Raw genomic sequence first — 15,292 nt, forward strand, 5'->3', positions numbered from 1 at the left:
CCAATAAATAAAAAGACGATACTATATATCACCTCTAAAAAACAAAATTTGGATATATGAAAAAGGAAAATGACAATTTAGACGAATTATTTAACAAGTTTGAAAATCAATGGGACGTTCAGGAAATGAATTCGGACCATCAGGTTGATTTCTTAAACAAATTAAATAAAAAGCAATCCAGAAAGAAATATTGGTTTGTAACAGCTGTTGCGGCTTCAATTGTATTGATGTTAGGAATATCTGTTTTTTATAAAAACGACAAACCAAAAGAATTCAAATTTGCCTCTAAAGAAACGCAACGAACTGATTCTATTTTCAGCATTTTGATAGATAATGAACTCGTTAAACTAAAAGAGAAAAGTTCGCCTGAAAATGAGCAAATCATTAATGATGCACTAAAACAAATGAAAGTTTTTGATGCCGATTATACAAAAATCCTCAAAGAACTTCAGAAAAATGGCGAAAACAAACAAATTATTTACGCCATGATCAGCAACCTGCAAACGCGAATCTCTTTTTTACAAACGGTTTTACAACGAATTGAAGAAAACGAAAATTTAAAAAACACATCTGATGAAAAAACATTATAACTTACTTATTCTATTCCTTTTAATTCCGTTTTTAGGATTTTCGAATGATGATAATTACATTTCAAAACAAAAAACCATCAAAAAAACCTACATCGTAAATTCGAATGCAGGAATTGATATCACTAACAAATATGGTAATATAACGGTATCAACCTGGGACGAGGATAAAATAGATCTTGAGATTACGATTAAAGTAACCGGAGGAAATGAAAACTGGGTCAACGAAAGACTAAACAGTATAGATGTCGATATTACTGCTCTAAAATCATTGGTTTCTGCTGTGACGAACTTAGGAAGCTCTTCTCTTAAAAGTAAAGGAAGTAGCAACAGTTTCGAAATTAATTATGTGATAAAAATTCCGAAAAACGGCTCTGTAAAAATCGACAACAAATACGGAAATATCACTACTCTAAATTTAGAATCTACTACCGACATTTCTTGTAAGTACGGCAAAGTAAATCTGGGAAAATTAAACGGATCAAGCAATACGATTCAAATTGCATATTGTCAAAATTCAAATATTGACTATATCAAAAATTCAAATATTGAAGCGCGTTATTCAGGTTTAAAAATTAACGAATCAGGAAATATAAATCTTGATGCCAGTTATAGTGATTTGACTGTTGGAGATAGTCAGAATATTAAATATGATTGCAATTACGGAACTTTTAAATTTCAAAAAGTCAACTCTTTTTCAGGTTCGGGAAATTATCTGACTATCCAGATTTCTGAACTTTCAAGCAATCTGACTTCTGATATTACTTATAGTAAACTAAGTGTTGGCGTAATAAATGAAAAAGCCGGTAATGTTAATATCAACTCCAGTTATTCTGATGTTTCATTGGGATATAGCTCAAACTATGCTTTTGACTTTGATATCGCGACAAGATATGGAAGCATTAAAGCCGGTGAAGATCTAGAAACTTCTGTAAGTGAAAGCAAAAGCAGCAGTAAAAACATCAGTGGTTATCATAAGAAAAAAGGGCAAAATAAAATTCAAGTTACATCGAGTTACGGAAACGTATCATTAATCAAAAAATAACAAACTTAAAATTTAAAGCAATGAAAAAAATAGTACAATTGGCAGTTTTTAGTGCATTTTTAATAGGTTTTACGGCAAATGCACAATCTGAGAAAATATCTGGAAATGGTAAAGTAGTTACAGAAACCAGAACTACATCTGATTATGATGCGATAAAAGTATCCGGCTCTTATGATGTTGATTTAGTAGCGGGAAAAGAAGGTAAAATCATCCTTAAAGGGGAAGAAAATATTCTTGCAAATCTTATTGTTGAAGTCGAAGATAATACGCTGAAAATTTACAATAAAAAGAATACCAACTTACGACCAAGTATGGGTAAAAAGATACATGTTACAATTCCGTTTGAGAAAATATCTGAGGTAAATTTATCCGGTTCAGGAAATGTTCAGTCTAAAGATCCGATTAAAAATGATAAATTCTTAGCAAAATTGTCCGGTTCAGGGAACTTTAATTTAGCTGTAGATTCAAATAATTTAGAACTTAATTTAAGCGGTTCCGGAAATGTGCGTTTAAAAGGAACTGCTAACAACTTTAGTACAAAACTTTCGGGTTCAGGAGATATTGATGCTGCCGATTTAAAATCTAAAAATGTTGATGTAAATGTATCGGGATCTGGAAATAGCCGTGTTAATTGCAACGAAAGTTTAACGGCAAGAGTTTCTGGTTCAGGAGATATTAAATACAGCGGAAATCCTGAAAAACGTGACGTTAAAGTTTCGGGATCAGGAAATATTTCAAAAGCGTAATAATAAAAAAGATCTTGCAATCATCAATCAAAAAATGAACAAACAATCTGATTTTTATTATTGATTACATTTATTAAAGGCTAATTATAAAGAGAATTTCATGTGATTCAAAACGATCATGAAATTCTCTTTTTTATATATTATTTTGAAAGTTCTTTTTTGTGTACTCTTCTCAATAAGAAAATTGATGTAACAAAGAAAACTGCTAAAATTACAATTGCTGCACGCGGGCTTCCGGTAATCTGATCGATAATACCATAAACACACATTCCGATTACGATTCCGATTTTTTCTGCCACATCATAAAAGCTGAAGAATGACGCTGTATCTTCTGTCTCCGGTAATAATTTTGAATAGGTAGAACGAGATAAAGCCTGAATTCCTCCCATTACAAATCCTGCAACAGTTGCCATAACGTAAAAATGCATTGGTAAAGTAATAAAGTATGCAAGAGCACAAAATACTGCCCAAACAGCATTAATTACAATTAAAGTTGGAACATTTCCAAATTTTGCAGAAGCTCTCGAGGTCAAAACCGCTCCAATAACTGCTACTAATTGTATAATCAGAATACATATAATTAATCCAATTGTTCCTTCTTCTTTAGACGACCACTGAATTTCTTGTGCGCCAAAATAGGTTGCAACAAGCATAACGGTTTGTACTGCCATACTCGAAACAAAGAATCCTCCTAAATATCTTTTTAATGGAATATTTTCTTTCAATAATGCCCAAACTTTCTTAAGTTCTTTGAAGCCATTAAATACAACAGATTTTGTTAGTTTTTCGCCCGTTTCTTTACTTCCTTTAGGTAAATAATAATAGGTATATTGACTGAATAATACCCACCAGACTCCCACCATTATAAACGAATAACGCATCGCTTTCATTGCTGGTTCCGGACCTGTAATTCGAAACCAATCCGGTTTCATTATCATCGCCAAATTAATAACTAGCAAAATAACGCTTCCGATATATCCTAAAGAATATCCCTTTGCACTAATTCTGTCTTGTTGTTCTTCAAATGCGATATCCGGAAGATAGGAATTGTAAAAAACCAAACTTCCCCAATATCCAATTAAGCCTAAGAAATAAAATGCAAGCCCAATGTAAATATTGCCAAGATCAAACCAATATAATCCCATACAGGATAAAGCTCCTAAATAACAGAAAAATTTCATAAATGCCTTTTTATTTCCAACATAATCGGCAATTCCTGATAATAAAGGGGAAATAAAAGAAACGACTAAAAAGGCAAAAGCAGTTGTAAAACTGATTAAAGCTGAGTTTTTAAGATGCATCCCAAAAACATCAATATAATGATCACGTTTAGCGAATAAAGCTTCGTAAAAAATTGGAAATACTGCCGAAGCAATCGTAAGGGTATAAACGGAATTTGCCCAATCATAAAATGCCCAGGCATTTAATAATTTTTTATCTCCTTTTTGTAGGTTTTTCATAGAAATGGTGTTGTTAATGCGCTACGAATTTATCTAATTTTTATCATAATCAGGTAGATTTTGAAAAATTCCTGTATTAATAAATTATAAACAATCCAGAAATTAGGTTCTGTCATATTGAAATAAAAAAAGCTATTCTAAAAGAATAGCTTTCCTATTTTATCTATAGTATATCTTTATTTTATAATACCAACTTTAAGTGCTGTGGCTTTTGCTTCTGGAATCAATGATTTTAAATTTGCAATCCTTGTAGCGTCAGAAGGGTGTGTACTCATAAACTCCGGTGTGCCCGCCGCTCCTGAATTGGAAGACATTCTAGTCCAAAAAGCGAGTGCATCATCTGGATTATAACCTGCAATTGCCATTAATGTCAATCCTATTTTATCTGCTTCACTTTCATTACTTCTGCTAAACGGAAGCATTACTCCTACCTCTGTTCCCATTCCGTATGCCTGCGAGAATATTTCTTTAGTTTGTGCCGATTTACTGCTTGTAGCAGCATCCAAAACTGCTCCTCCTATGGATTGCAATTGTGCCGCACTCATTCTTTGTGCCCCGTGATTGGCTAATGCGTGCGAAACTTCATGTCCCATAACAGTTGCTAATCCTGATTCGTTTTGAGTTACTGGTAAAATTCCTGAATAAACCACGATTTTTCCACCAGGAAGACACCATGCATTTACTTCTTTATTATCTACCAATTTATATTCCCAGCGGTAATCTTTTAAGTACTGGGACTGACCTAAGTAAGCAAGATATTTTTCGGCAGCAGCTTTGATTTTTGATCCTACCAAGTCAACTCTTTTCGCATCGGCTGTTCCGGTAATAACTTTATTCTCCGTTAAAAAAGTACTGTATTGTTGAAACGAGGTTGGAAATAATTCACTATTCGAAACAAAGTTTAAATTTTGTTTTCCTGTAATTGGATTGGTTGCGCAACCTGCTAAGGTGGCTATAAATAGACCTAATATTAGATGTTTTTTCATGATTTTGATATTTTACAACACACAAAAATACAACTATTATTAATTCTTGTTTTATATAATTTTCTTAAAATTTATCAGAATTTACTTATTCTCCGGTAATATGCAATTCCGTAAACTCTTTATCAACAATTAAGAAATGATTTTCATTAAAAGCAATTTTGTCAAAGGCTATGTTTTCATTGTCGATTTCGATTTCTGTTACTTTAAAAGGTAACCCAATCAGGTTAATTTTGTATTTGGTATAAGGTGTGTCGTATTTTCCTTCTTTATGCAACTGAACTATTAATTCCTTTTCTTTTCCCACTGTTGTGAAAGATAAAAAACTGTAACGTCCTTTTTTATAATCATAACCATCCTGAGCATCTTCATAAACAACTGACTTTTCTTTTCCGTTTTTAAAGTACAAATCGAGAACTAATTCATCAAACTCCAATTCGCCTACATATTGTTGTACAGGATATTTTGGAATTATTGCTCCAGCTTTTACAAAAACAGGAATTTCATCAAATTTGGTATCTACCCAAACTTCTCTTCCTCCGTTTGAAAACTCATTTGTCCAGTAGTTATACCATTCTCCTCGTGGAATATACATACGTCTACCTACAGCATTAGGTTCAAGAATTGGACAGACCAAAATTTGATTTCCAAAGATGAATTCATCATTACGATAATGCGTTTGTGTATCATCCTGATCGTAATAAACTAACGGTTTCAACATCGGGATTCCTTCTTCAATATACTGCCAGAACATGGTGTACAAATAAGGCAATAACTGATAACGCAAGCTCACAAATTTGCGCGTAATATTAATCACTTCTTCATCAAAAGCCCAAGGCTCCTGATTACCGTGATCTCCCGAAGAATGCGTTCTGCAAAACGGGTGAAAAACACCTAACTGAATCCAACGTGCATACAATTCTCCGGTTGGCTGTTCCGCAAAACCTCCAATATCAGAACCGGTAAAACCCATTCCGGAAATACACATTCTTTGTACCTGAATATTAGCCAGCCATAAATGTTCCCAGGTTGCAACGTTATCGCCCGTCCAGGACGAAGTATAACGCTGTGCTCCTGAATAAGCAGATCTTGTTATTACAAATGGACGCTTAGGATATGCAAATCGCTTTACACCATGATAGGTTGCTCTCGCCATTTGCGTACCGTAAATATTGTGCGCCTTTCTATGGCTGCAAGGATTTCCATCATAAGAGTGACGAACATCCATTGGAAAAGTTTTGTTTGGAACCTCCATAACTGCTGGTTCGTTCATATCATTCCAAACTCCTTTTACTCCAATGTCTGAAATTAATTCTTTAAATAATCCCGCCCACCATTCTCTAACTACGGGATTTGTATAATCAGGAAAATTACATTCTCCTGGCCAAACTTTACCTTTCATGTAAGGTCCATCGGCTCTTTTACAGAAATAATCTTTCTCTAAAGCTTCTTTATAAACCCAGTAATCTTTGTCAATTTTAATTCCGGGATCGATGATTACAACCGTTTTAAAACCGTCTTCTGCCAATTCTGCAACCATTCGCTTTGGATCCGGAAAATATTCTTTATTCCAGGTAAAACATCGAAAGCCTTCCATATAATCAATGTCCAGATAAATGGCATCGCAAGGAATTTTTAGTTCTCTGAATTTTGAAGTAATTTCTTTTACTTTACTCTCCGGATAATAACTCCATTTACATTGATGATACCCCAGAACCCAAAGTGGCGGTAACTCAGGTTTACCCGTCAAATCGGTATAGGTTGTCACTACATCCTGCATTTGCGGCCCGTAAATAAAGTAGTAATTCATCTCGCCCCCTTCTGCCCAAAAGCTGGCAACATTTCTTCTTTCCTGACAAAAATCAAAGAAAGTTCTAAAAGTATTATCGAAGAAAATTCCGTAAGATTGTTTGTTTTGTAAACCAATATAAAACGGAACTACTTTGTATAATGGATCTTGTTCTTTTTGATAAGCATATTGATCTGTAGCAAAATTTTCTAATCGTTTGCCTTTTAAATTCATTTGAGTGGCTTTGTCTCCAAGACCATAAAAACATTCTCCATCTTTAGAAGATTTACTCATTTTTACGATATTTCCGCCATATTCATAGCTTTCTTCCCAATGAAAACCAAGTTCGTCTTCAAGAATCAAAAGATCGTTTAAATCATAAATCGACAAACGTAGATCTACTTTTTGAATTTTGCATTTTACCTTACTGGTTCTAATCTGAAAATAAGTTGCCTCTTCTGTAAGTTCTAAAAAATTGTAACCATGCAACTGTGTTTTATCAATTGCATACGAAAAGTCATTGCTAAAATAGCCTTTTGTAGTAAAACGAAAACGAATTAAACTGTCCCTAAGTATAGTGACTTTTAAGATTACTTTATTGTCGGTATGAAAAAAGACAGAATCGCCTTCATGTTCAAATGAAACAATTTTTGATGGATATAAATCGCCTTTGTATTCTAATGATGTATTTGTAATCATATCGCTAATGAGTTAATTGGATATCGGTAATCTCTATTCCAAACATACAAAAAAACTTGGTAAACCTCTATGAATAAAAGGATTATTCACGAAAACGTTTTTTCTGAATGAGTCCTAAATTACATCTCAAAAAATCGCCAATTCGATAATTTAAAAACGCTAAACTGATAAAATGACATTCTAAAAAGCCATTGTTTTTTTATCCAAACGAATAAACCGTAACGCTTAAAGGCGGCAAAATTAATTCAACAGAAAAATCCCTGCCGTCATAAGGTGTATTTTCTATTTTTATTGACTTGGAGTTTCCAACACTGCTTCCGCCGTAAATTGTTGCGTCACTATTAAAAACTTGTTCCAGCTTTCCTTTCTGTGAAATTCCTATTCTATAATTCTCTCTAACCACTTGCGTGAAATTACAAACTACAACTAGATTTTCATTGTGATGATTTCCTTTTCGGATATAAGATAAAACAGCGTTTTGATGATCTGAATAATTAATCCATTCAAAACCTTCGCCAGTAAATTGTTTTTCATATAATGCAGGACTGGATTTATACAACTGATTCAAATCTGTAATTACTTTTTTAATTCCGGAATGATAGTCATATTGCAGTAAATGCCAGTCTAAGCTTTTTTCAAAATTCCATTCGTCACTTTGTCCAAATTCAGATCCCATAAATAAGAGTTTAGTTCCGGGATGTGTGAACATATAACCGTAAAGCAATCTTAAATTGGCAAATTTCTGCCATTCGTCACCCGGCATTTTATTGGCAATAGATTTCTTTCCGTAAACCACTTCATCATGAGAAAACGGTAACATAAAATTTTCCGTAAAAGCATAAGTCATCGAAAATGTCAAATCATTCTGATGGTATTTTCTATAAACGGTGTCCTTTTGAAAGTATTTTAAAGTATCGTGCATCCAACCCATCATCCATTTCATTCCAAAACCTAAACCGCCCGTAAACGTAGGTCTGGAAACCATAGGAAAAGAAGTGCTTTCTTCAGCAATAGTTTGAACTCCATCAAAATTAGCATAGATTACTTCGTTAAATTCTTTAAGAAAACTAATGGTATCAAGGTTTTCCCTTCCACCATAAATATTAGGTTCCCATTCGCCTTCATTTCGAGAATAATCAAGATACAACATAGAAGCAACGGCATCAACTCTCAAGCCATCGACATGATAATGCTGTAGCCAAAAAACAGCATTACTTATTAAAAAAGCCCTGACTTCATTACGCCCATAATTAAAAACTAGGCTTTTCCAATCCGGATGATATCCTTTACGGCGATCCGGATGCTCATATAAATTAGATCCGTCAAAGAAACCTAAACCATGTGCATCGTCCGGAAAATGTGACGGAACCCAGTCCAGAATCACACCAATACCCGCCTGATGTAATTTATCAACCAAGACCATAAAATCCTGCGGTTTCCCAAAACGAGAAGTCGGAGCAAAATATCCGGTTAATTGATAACCCCATGAAGGATCATAGGGATATTCCATAATTGGCATAAATTCGATATGAGTAAAACCCGTTTCTTTTACATATTTTACTAAATCGTCCGCCAGTTCTAAATAAGTCAAAAAACGATTGTTATCCCCACGTTTCCAAGAACCTAAATGCACTTCATAAACCGAATAAGGTTTATCGAGAGCATTATTCTCCTGACGAGTCTGCATCCATTTTTCGTCTTTCCAGTTATAATCCAAATCCCAAACTACAGAAGCAGTATGAGGTGGTTTTTCACAATACAAAGCAAATGGATCTGCTTTTTCGGTTACAATTCCATTAATACTCGATTGAATTTTATACTTATAAAGTGCTCCTTTTGTAATTTCCGGAATAAATCCTTCCCATATACCTGAAGAATCCCAGCGTACCTGCAATAAATGCTCGCCTCCTGTCCAATAATTAAAATCGCCAACTACTGAAACAGATTCAGATGTTGGAGCCCAAACCGCAAAATAAACGCCTTTTACTCCGTTAACTTCAATTAAATGCGCTCCTAATTTTTCGTATAATTTGAAGTGTTTTCCGGCTTTGAATAAATCAATATCAAAATCAGTAAAGAGAGAATGCGTGATAACTTTATTCATACTTGGTTTTTATAATTGGAATTTGGGATTATTCCATTGATTTTTTTTTAATCTTATTCAATTCTAAAATTGTCCGATAAAATTGCTCCTTTTTTAACAACAACAATTCCGTCTTTTATACTGTATAATTCATTTGTAAAATTATCCAAATGCTTACCACCGTTAATATGAACGTTGTTTCCTATTCGAACATTTTTATCAACCAAAGCGTTATTTATAAAACAGTTTTCGCCAATTCCAACATGAATTTTATTGATACTTGCCTCATGATTCAATTCGTCAAGATCCTGATAAAAATCATTACCCATTACATAACAATTTTCAAGAACAGTCCCTGCGCCTATTCTGGAACGAATACCTATCACAGAACTTTTTATTTCCTTAGCATTGATAATACAGCCTTCAGAAATTAAGGATTGATTGATAATTGAATTTCTAAATTTAGATGGTGGTAATAATCTTGGCCTTGTGAAAATTTTATTGTCGTTATCAAATAAATTGAATTCAGGAATATCTGCCGTTAAACCAATATTTGCTTCAAAGAAAGATTCAATATTTCCAATATCTGTCCAATATCCTTCATACTGATAACTCAAAATTTTATGTTTTCCGACAGCCTGCGGAATGATCTCTTTTCCAAAATCTTTCGTTTCCGGATCAGCCATTAAATCCTCTAATAATTGACGGTTAAAAATATAGATTCCCATTGAGGCTAAATATTTTTTACCTTTTTCCTGCATTTGCTCGCTAACTTCAGATTCCCATTGCGGCAAAAGTGATGCGTCAGGTTTCTCAATAAAAGCTTCTACACAACTTTCATGGTTAGTTTTCAGGATTCCAAATTCAGGTGCGTCTTTAGCATTTACTGGCAGAGTGGCTATCGAAATAGCAGCATCGGCAGCAATATGAGCTTCCAGCATTTCATTAAAATCCATCTGATACAACTGATCACCAGACAAAATTAATGCGTGATCAAATTCATGTTTCAAAAAATGTGACATACATTGTCGAACAGCATCGGCAGTTCCCTGAAACCACGTTGGATTATCCGGAGTTTGTTCTGCTGCTAAAATATCAACAAATGACTGGCTGAAAATGCTAAAATTAAAGGTGTTTTTAATATGCGCATTCAAAGATGCTGAGTTGAATTGCGTCAAAACAAATATTTTAAAAATATCAGAATTGATACAATTTGAAATCGGAATATCAACCAATCGGTATTTTCCACCAATTGGAACTGCAGGTTTTGACCTTGTTTCTGTTAACGGAAACAAACGTGATCCTTGTCCTCCTCCTAAAATAATAGCAACTACATTTTTCTTTTTAAATTTCATTTTTCTCAATTATTAGGTTGTATATCTCGATATATTCTTGGCAAACTCTTTCCCAGGAATGATCTGTTGCCATTCCCTTTTTTACTATTTTATTAAAATTTATTTTATCGTCATACAACTTGACAGCACGATTTATAGAATAACAAATATCACCAACGGAAGCCTGATCATGACATATTCCGTTTCCATTATCACCAAAGTCAATTACAGTATCTCGCAATCCACCTGTTCTTCTCACAATAGGAACGGTTCCATAACGCAAAGCATACATTTGATTTAATCCACAAGGCTCCACTCTAGAAGGCATCAAAATATAATCTGAGCCAGCATAAATCAAATGAGCCAATTCTTCGTTATAACCAATAAAAACATTGTAATTGCCAATATAATCATTCCGCAATTGCAATAATTGTTCTTCTATAACAGAATTTCCTGATCCTAAAATTAAAACATTAATATTTTCGAAATTCTCAGATAAGGCTAGTGCAGAAGCCTGAGGCAGTAAATCCCCTCCTTTTTCTTCAAACAATCGACCAATAAAACTAAACAAAGGCTTAGTAGGATCTAATTCAAATTGTTCGCATAGCATTTCTTTATTCTTTTGTTTTCCTTTTTCGAAAGTATCGATCGAGTAATTTTCAGTAATCATTGAATCTTTCAAAGGATCCCATACTTCAATATCGATTCCGTTTAAAATTCCTTTTGATTTATAACGTACAGAATTAAATAAATCTTCTAATCCATTAGCTGAGATATTTATCTCGTTCAGATAACTTGGAGAAACAGTTGTAACAGCATGAGCGCATTTAATGGCAACAGCCAAAGAATTTAAAGAATTATTCCATTCTAAGAATCCAATATGAATCAAATCGAATTCCGGTAAATAATGTAACTTATCAAAGCCAAACCATCCTTGATACAAACCATTATGAATCGTGATCACCGTTTTTACAGTATTTATACTTTCATATTTAAAAGCATATTTTATCAAAAACGGAATTACACCCGTGTGATGATCGTGACAATTAATAACATCAGGAACTGTTTCACGTGCTAAAATCCAATCCAAAGTTGCTATTTGAAAAGATAAAAAACGCTCTATATCATCTTCATATCCATATACATTGGGGCGATTGAATAATTCATCGATTTCTATTAGATATAACTCATAACCCAATTTATTTGTTGTTTCTTTTAAAACACTGAACGGAAAATTAAAATTTCCCAACTTAACACTTCCCCAATGAACACAATCAAAATCATTTTCCCTTCTAAATTTTGTATCATAACAAGGTACAACAACTCTAACGTCATGCCCCGCATTAGTCTGATATTTAGGCAAAGCACCTACTACATCTGCCAAGCCGCCAACCTTTGCCATTGGATAACATTCTGCACTGATATGAAATATTTCCATGCTAAAAATTTATAAACGTATTAAATAGTAATTTGTGAATTATTTTTTTCAGTAAACATTTATTAATGTGCTACTTTTATGTTTTTTAAATTTAGGAAAAAATAAGCATAATCCAGCCCTGAAATAAAATTTATTGATATGACAAAAAAGGCAACTAATCCTACTAAATCATTAGAAATTCCGCAGTTTATAATTGTATCTTGTAAAATATGCGCTTTTATTTCAACCAAATTAGTTACGTCGTATGCAGCAAAACTTTTTACCACACCAATAAAACATAAGGTTCCCAAACGTGAGTTTGAGATGGATCAGAAAAGCATTCAAAAAACAATTTATGTTCCTGTAATTAACCGAAGCATTGTAACCTATCACTATGGAGAAAGTGATCGAAAAATTCTATTAGTTCATGGTTGGTCAGGACGAGGCACACAATTATTTAAAATAGCCGATGAACTTATAAAACTTGGATATTCTACTATTAGTTTTGATGCTCCGGCACATGGAAAATCTGAAGGAAAAACCACAATAATGTCCGAATTTATAGCTTCTATCTTAGAAATAGAAAAGCAATATGGTCCTTTTGAAATCGCAATTGGGCATTCATTAGGCGGAATGTCGGTTCTAAATGCAATAAAAGACGGACTTAAGGTAAATCAAGCTATAGTAATTGGAAGTGGAGATATTGTTCAGGATATATTGGATGATTTCGTCATAAAACTTGGCTTAAAACAGGAAATAAGTGATCGTCTCCGTGACCTTTTTGAAAATAAATATCAGGTAAAAATGGATGATTTCTCAGCCTATAAAGCAGCTCAGAAAGTAAAAATTCCTGTTTTGGTAATACACGACAATGATGATCCTGAAGTTCCTGTGAAAGCTGGGATTCATATTTATCAACAACTTGAGAGCGGGACTTTATATTTGACTGATGGATTAGGGCATAGAAAAATATTAGGAAATCAAAATGTAATTAAAAAAGTACTAGAATTCATCAAAACTAATTAATTTTGTGATAGTTACAATTTTAATTATTTAATTCTAAAGAAAACAAAAATGGATTTATTTGGAGAAACATCTAATTGGGAAACGAAACTTGCACCAATATTGGAGAAATACAAAGGTAAAAAACATCCTTTAGACTATCAAAATACATATCAGTTATTAGTTATGGTCGTTTTATCTGCTCAGGATTCTGATGCCAATATTAATAAAATTGCACCTGCTTTATTTGAAAAATATCCAACACTAAATAGTCTATCAAAAACAGATTCCGAAACATTTATACCGTACATTAGTAAGGTTCGAAATTATCCAACAAAAGCGCAATGGCTTCTGGAAATTGCGAAAACCATTAAAAATGACAAAGATATTCCTTTAAATATGAAGGAATTGACGGCTTTAAAAGGTATTGGAAGAAAATCTGCAAACGTTATTCTTAGAGAAACAAATAAACCTGCAGAAGGTATTATTGCCGATTTACACGTAATTCGTGTAGCGCCAAGAATTGGAATAATAAAAGAAGCTAAAGATGGAATTAAAGTAGAAAAAGACTTGATGCAAGTTTTACCGAAAAATATTTGGTCAGAAATCGGGATGGCAATTTCTTTCTTAGGACGAGAAACCTGCAGGCCAAAACCTAAATGTGAAGAATGTCTTATCGCAGATAATTGTCAATATTATCTAACAGAAGTAATTTAGGAAAGAATCTATTTTCTTCTCGGATCAATCAGATAAATAATTTTCCATATATCTTTTTCTTTGAATAAAGTAGGTATTTACTCCAGTATGACTCAGCTTGTTATTCAAATAAAATTCGTACGGAGCCCAAACATGTGCCATAGTCCCATCAATTTGAATATTATAACTTAGTATTTTCTCGTTGAATTTAACATTTGTGGGAATCGTTGTAATAGATTTATAAAATTCACTTACACTTTCTCATTAGATAATTTATTTCCTTTTGTTTTGCTTTTCACCAATAGATGGCAAAATTATCTTTTCAGAACAAACTGATTTTAATTTGTTTGTGTCTTTTGATGGAAACCCTCGAAAAAAAACTCAATAGTTTTCTTCACATCCTGTTGCTGAGCATTTGAAGATAATCCCAGCAATAACAAAATAAATATAATATATACTCTCATAAAATCAGATTAAGGATATATGATTAAACATCAAATTGACTTAAATGATGTTCTACGTGTTTCCTAAACATATTATTCCATTCCTTTGAGCTTAATTTACCAAAAGAATGAGATTCTTTTCCTTCAAATTCTCTTTCCCCTAATTCTTGCGTTTTTCTAATGTAGACAATTAATCGATCTTTCTCAAAACGAAAATTACGATCACCTTTAATTATAAACTGTGGTGCGGTTCTATTATTTCGAGGATATGGCTTGTCATCTACTACTTTGTTTTTTACAAGCGTTTTTAATATTAATTTCATCAATGCATTTGGCTTAGGATGAATGTTGTCATAAACCATTTCATAAGATACATTGCAATGTGCCAGCATTTGAGAAACGTTCATTTTTCCCCAAAGGCCTACCGAATTTGGATTAAGTTTATTGATTCGATTTATAAATTCATCACAAACCTCTTTATTGAAAATATTATTCATAATGCGTATTCGTTTAATTTTAGCAAGAGCAACAAAAGTATAAAATCTAAGAAAACAAATATTATATATGTCCTACAATTACTTCACGGAGAATCGCTTTATCACCATAAGTATAAAGTATTTTTCAAATAACCAATTCTCAGGGCTCTGCATTTCTGGATCAATACATATTGTTGTAGAGAAATATTAAAATTAGAGTTAGGAATGTGGAATATGGATCAATCTCAAAACCTGGGGAGGAAATGTCAAAATAAAATAAGAACTTTGTAATCTAAGAATTTTATATGACCCCTATAGAACTTTTGAAGTTTATGCTTCCTGATTTTTTAGTAGAACATTTTGAAGTAGTTTCATCTACTAATAGCGAAGAAATATTACACCTCTATTTTGAAGAGAATTCTAAACCTCCAGAAGAGTTTAATAATCTTCAATTAGTATCAAAGGGTTTTCAAGATGAGATTACAATTCAGGACTTTCCTCTGAGAGGCAAGTTGGTGTATTTACATATCAA

Annotated in this window: 13 protein-coding genes; 6 read left to right on the forward strand and 7 right to left on the reverse strand. The window is 33.0% G+C overall.

Annotated features, from left to right (window positions below):
* Window positions 1-56 precede the first annotated feature (56 nt).
* From EAH81_RS19135 to EAH81_RS19145, 3 genes are read left to right on the forward strand one after another with little or no spacing between them, the layout of a single operon-like run.
* Window positions 57-590, forward strand: coding sequence for an anti-sigma factor (locus EAH81_RS19135; protein WP_140510150.1), 534 nt, complete (start codon window positions 57-59; stop codon window positions 588-590).
* Entirely contained in the window at window positions 574-1,632 is a 1,059-nt protein-coding gene (locus tag EAH81_RS19140) for a hypothetical protein (RefSeq protein WP_140510152.1), read from the forward strand. Before EAH81_RS19135 ends, EAH81_RS19140 begins: the two co-directional genes overlap by 17 nt.
* Window positions 1,633-1,652: 20 nt before the next feature.
* Window positions 1,653-2,378, forward strand: a complete 726-nt coding sequence (locus EAH81_RS19145) for a head GIN domain-containing protein (protein WP_140510155.1) — start codon at window positions 1,653-1,655, stop codon at window positions 2,376-2,378.
* A gap of 140 nt (window positions 2,379-2,518) precedes the next feature.
* Here the strand turns inward: EAH81_RS19145 and EAH81_RS19150 are convergent, their stop codons facing one another.
* From EAH81_RS19150 to EAH81_RS19175, 6 genes are all read right to left on the reverse strand, one after another.
* Window positions 2,519-3,838, reverse strand: coding sequence for an MFS transporter (locus EAH81_RS19150; RefSeq protein ID WP_140510158.1), 1,320 nt, complete (start codon window positions 3,836-3,838; stop codon window positions 2,519-2,521).
* A 176-nt stretch (window positions 3,839-4,014) separates the two neighbouring features.
* Window positions 4,015-4,824 carry a M48 family metallopeptidase gene (locus EAH81_RS19155; RefSeq protein ID WP_140510160.1) on the reverse strand — a complete coding sequence of 270 codons (810 nt, stop codon included), beginning with the start codon at window positions 4,822-4,824 and terminating at the stop codon, window positions 4,015-4,017.
* 85 nt (window positions 4,825-4,909) lie between these two features.
* On the reverse strand, window positions 4,910-7,309 hold the full coding sequence (locus tag EAH81_RS19160) for a glycoside hydrolase family 31 protein (protein ID WP_140510162.1): 2,400 nt from the start codon (window positions 7,307-7,309) through the stop codon (window positions 4,910-4,912).
* 199 nt (window positions 7,310-7,508) lie between these two features.
* On the reverse strand, window positions 7,509-9,413 hold the full coding sequence (gene glgB, locus EAH81_RS19165; RefSeq protein ID WP_140510164.1) for a 1,4-alpha-glucan branching protein GlgB: 1,905 nt from the start codon (window positions 9,411-9,413) through the stop codon (window positions 7,509-7,511).
* Window positions 9,414-9,466: 53 nt separating this feature from the next.
* Window positions 9,467-10,747, reverse strand: coding sequence for a glucose-1-phosphate adenylyltransferase (locus EAH81_RS19170; RefSeq protein WP_140510166.1), 1,281 nt, complete (start codon window positions 10,745-10,747; stop codon window positions 9,467-9,469).
* Entirely contained in the window at window positions 10,737-12,164 is a 1,428-nt protein-coding gene (locus EAH81_RS19175; protein WP_140510169.1) for a glycogen synthase, read from the reverse strand. Before EAH81_RS19175 ends, EAH81_RS19170 begins: the two co-directional genes overlap by 11 nt.
* A 138-nt stretch (window positions 12,165-12,302) precedes the next feature.
* Between EAH81_RS19175 and EAH81_RS19180 the strand changes: the two genes are divergently transcribed.
* Both EAH81_RS19180 and EAH81_RS19185 read left to right on the forward strand, forming a co-directional pair.
* Window positions 12,303-13,169: an alpha/beta hydrolase gene (locus EAH81_RS19180; protein ID WP_140510171.1), complete on the forward strand. Its 867-nt coding sequence runs from the start codon at window positions 12,303-12,305 to the stop codon at window positions 13,167-13,169.
* 48 nt (window positions 13,170-13,217) lie between these two features.
* Window positions 13,218-13,862 carry an endonuclease III domain-containing protein gene (locus EAH81_RS19185; RefSeq protein WP_140510173.1) on the forward strand — a complete coding sequence of 215 codons (645 nt, stop codon included), beginning with the start codon at window positions 13,218-13,220 and terminating at the stop codon, window positions 13,860-13,862.
* Between the two features lie 466 nt (window positions 13,863-14,328).
* On the opposite strand, the gene EAH81_RS19195 is transcribed toward EAH81_RS19185, so the two are convergent.
* On the reverse strand, window positions 14,329-14,781 hold the full coding sequence (locus EAH81_RS19195; RefSeq protein WP_140510175.1) for a DUF1569 domain-containing protein: 453 nt from the start codon (window positions 14,779-14,781) through the stop codon (window positions 14,329-14,331).
* A gap of 284 nt (window positions 14,782-15,065) precedes the next feature.
* On the opposite strand from EAH81_RS19195, the gene EAH81_RS19200 reads away from it, so the two are divergent.
* Window positions 15,066-15,292, forward strand: a 227-nt coding sequence (locus EAH81_RS19200) for a transposase (protein ID WP_140510179.1), incomplete at its 3' end; no start/stop codon positions are given.

The organism is Flavobacterium pectinovorum, from assembly GCF_006438875.1.
GTDB lineage: Bacteria > Bacteroidota > Bacteroidia > Flavobacteriales > Flavobacteriaceae > Flavobacterium > Flavobacterium pectinovorum_A.

Excerpts from the sequence above, each read along its gene's own strand:
- EAH81_RS19170 (WP_140510166.1), bottom strand. The coding sequence starts at position 10,747 with ATGAAATTTAAAAAGAAAAATGTAGTTGCTATTATTTTAGGAGGAGGA.
- EAH81_RS19140 (WP_140510152.1), top strand. The coding sequence starts at position 574 with ATGAAAAAACATTATAACTTACTTATTCTATTCCTTTTAATTCCGTTT.
- EAH81_RS19155 (WP_140510160.1), bottom strand. The coding sequence starts at position 4,824 with ATGAAAAAACATCTAATATTAGGTCTATTTATAGCCACCTTAGCAGGT.
- EAH81_RS19180 (WP_140510171.1), top strand. The coding sequence starts at position 12,303 with ATGACAAAAAAGGCAACTAATCCTACTAAATCATTAGAAATTCCGCAG.
- EAH81_RS19160 (WP_140510162.1), bottom strand. The coding sequence starts at position 7,309 with ATGATTACAAATACATCATTAGAATACAAAGGCGATTTATATCCATCA.
- glgB (WP_140510164.1), bottom strand. The coding sequence starts at position 9,413 with ATGAATAAAGTTATCACGCATTCTCTCTTTACTGATTTTGATATTGAT.
- EAH81_RS19150 (WP_140510158.1), bottom strand. The coding sequence starts at position 3,838 with ATGAAAAACCTACAAAAAGGAGATAAAAAATTATTAAATGCCTGGGCA.
- EAH81_RS19185 (WP_140510173.1), top strand. The coding sequence starts at position 13,218 with ATGGATTTATTTGGAGAAACATCTAATTGGGAAACGAAACTTGCACCA.
- EAH81_RS19175 (WP_140510169.1), bottom strand. The coding sequence starts at position 12,164 with ATGGAAATATTTCATATCAGTGCAGAATGTTATCCAATGGCAAAGGTT.
- EAH81_RS19135 (WP_140510150.1), top strand. The coding sequence starts at position 57 with ATGAAAAAGGAAAATGACAATTTAGACGAATTATTTAACAAGTTTGAA.
- EAH81_RS19195 (WP_140510175.1), bottom strand. The coding sequence starts at position 14,781 with ATGAATAATATTTTCAATAAAGAGGTTTGTGATGAATTTATAAATCGA.
- EAH81_RS19145 (WP_140510155.1), top strand. The coding sequence starts at position 1,653 with ATGAAAAAAATAGTACAATTGGCAGTTTTTAGTGCATTTTTAATAGGT.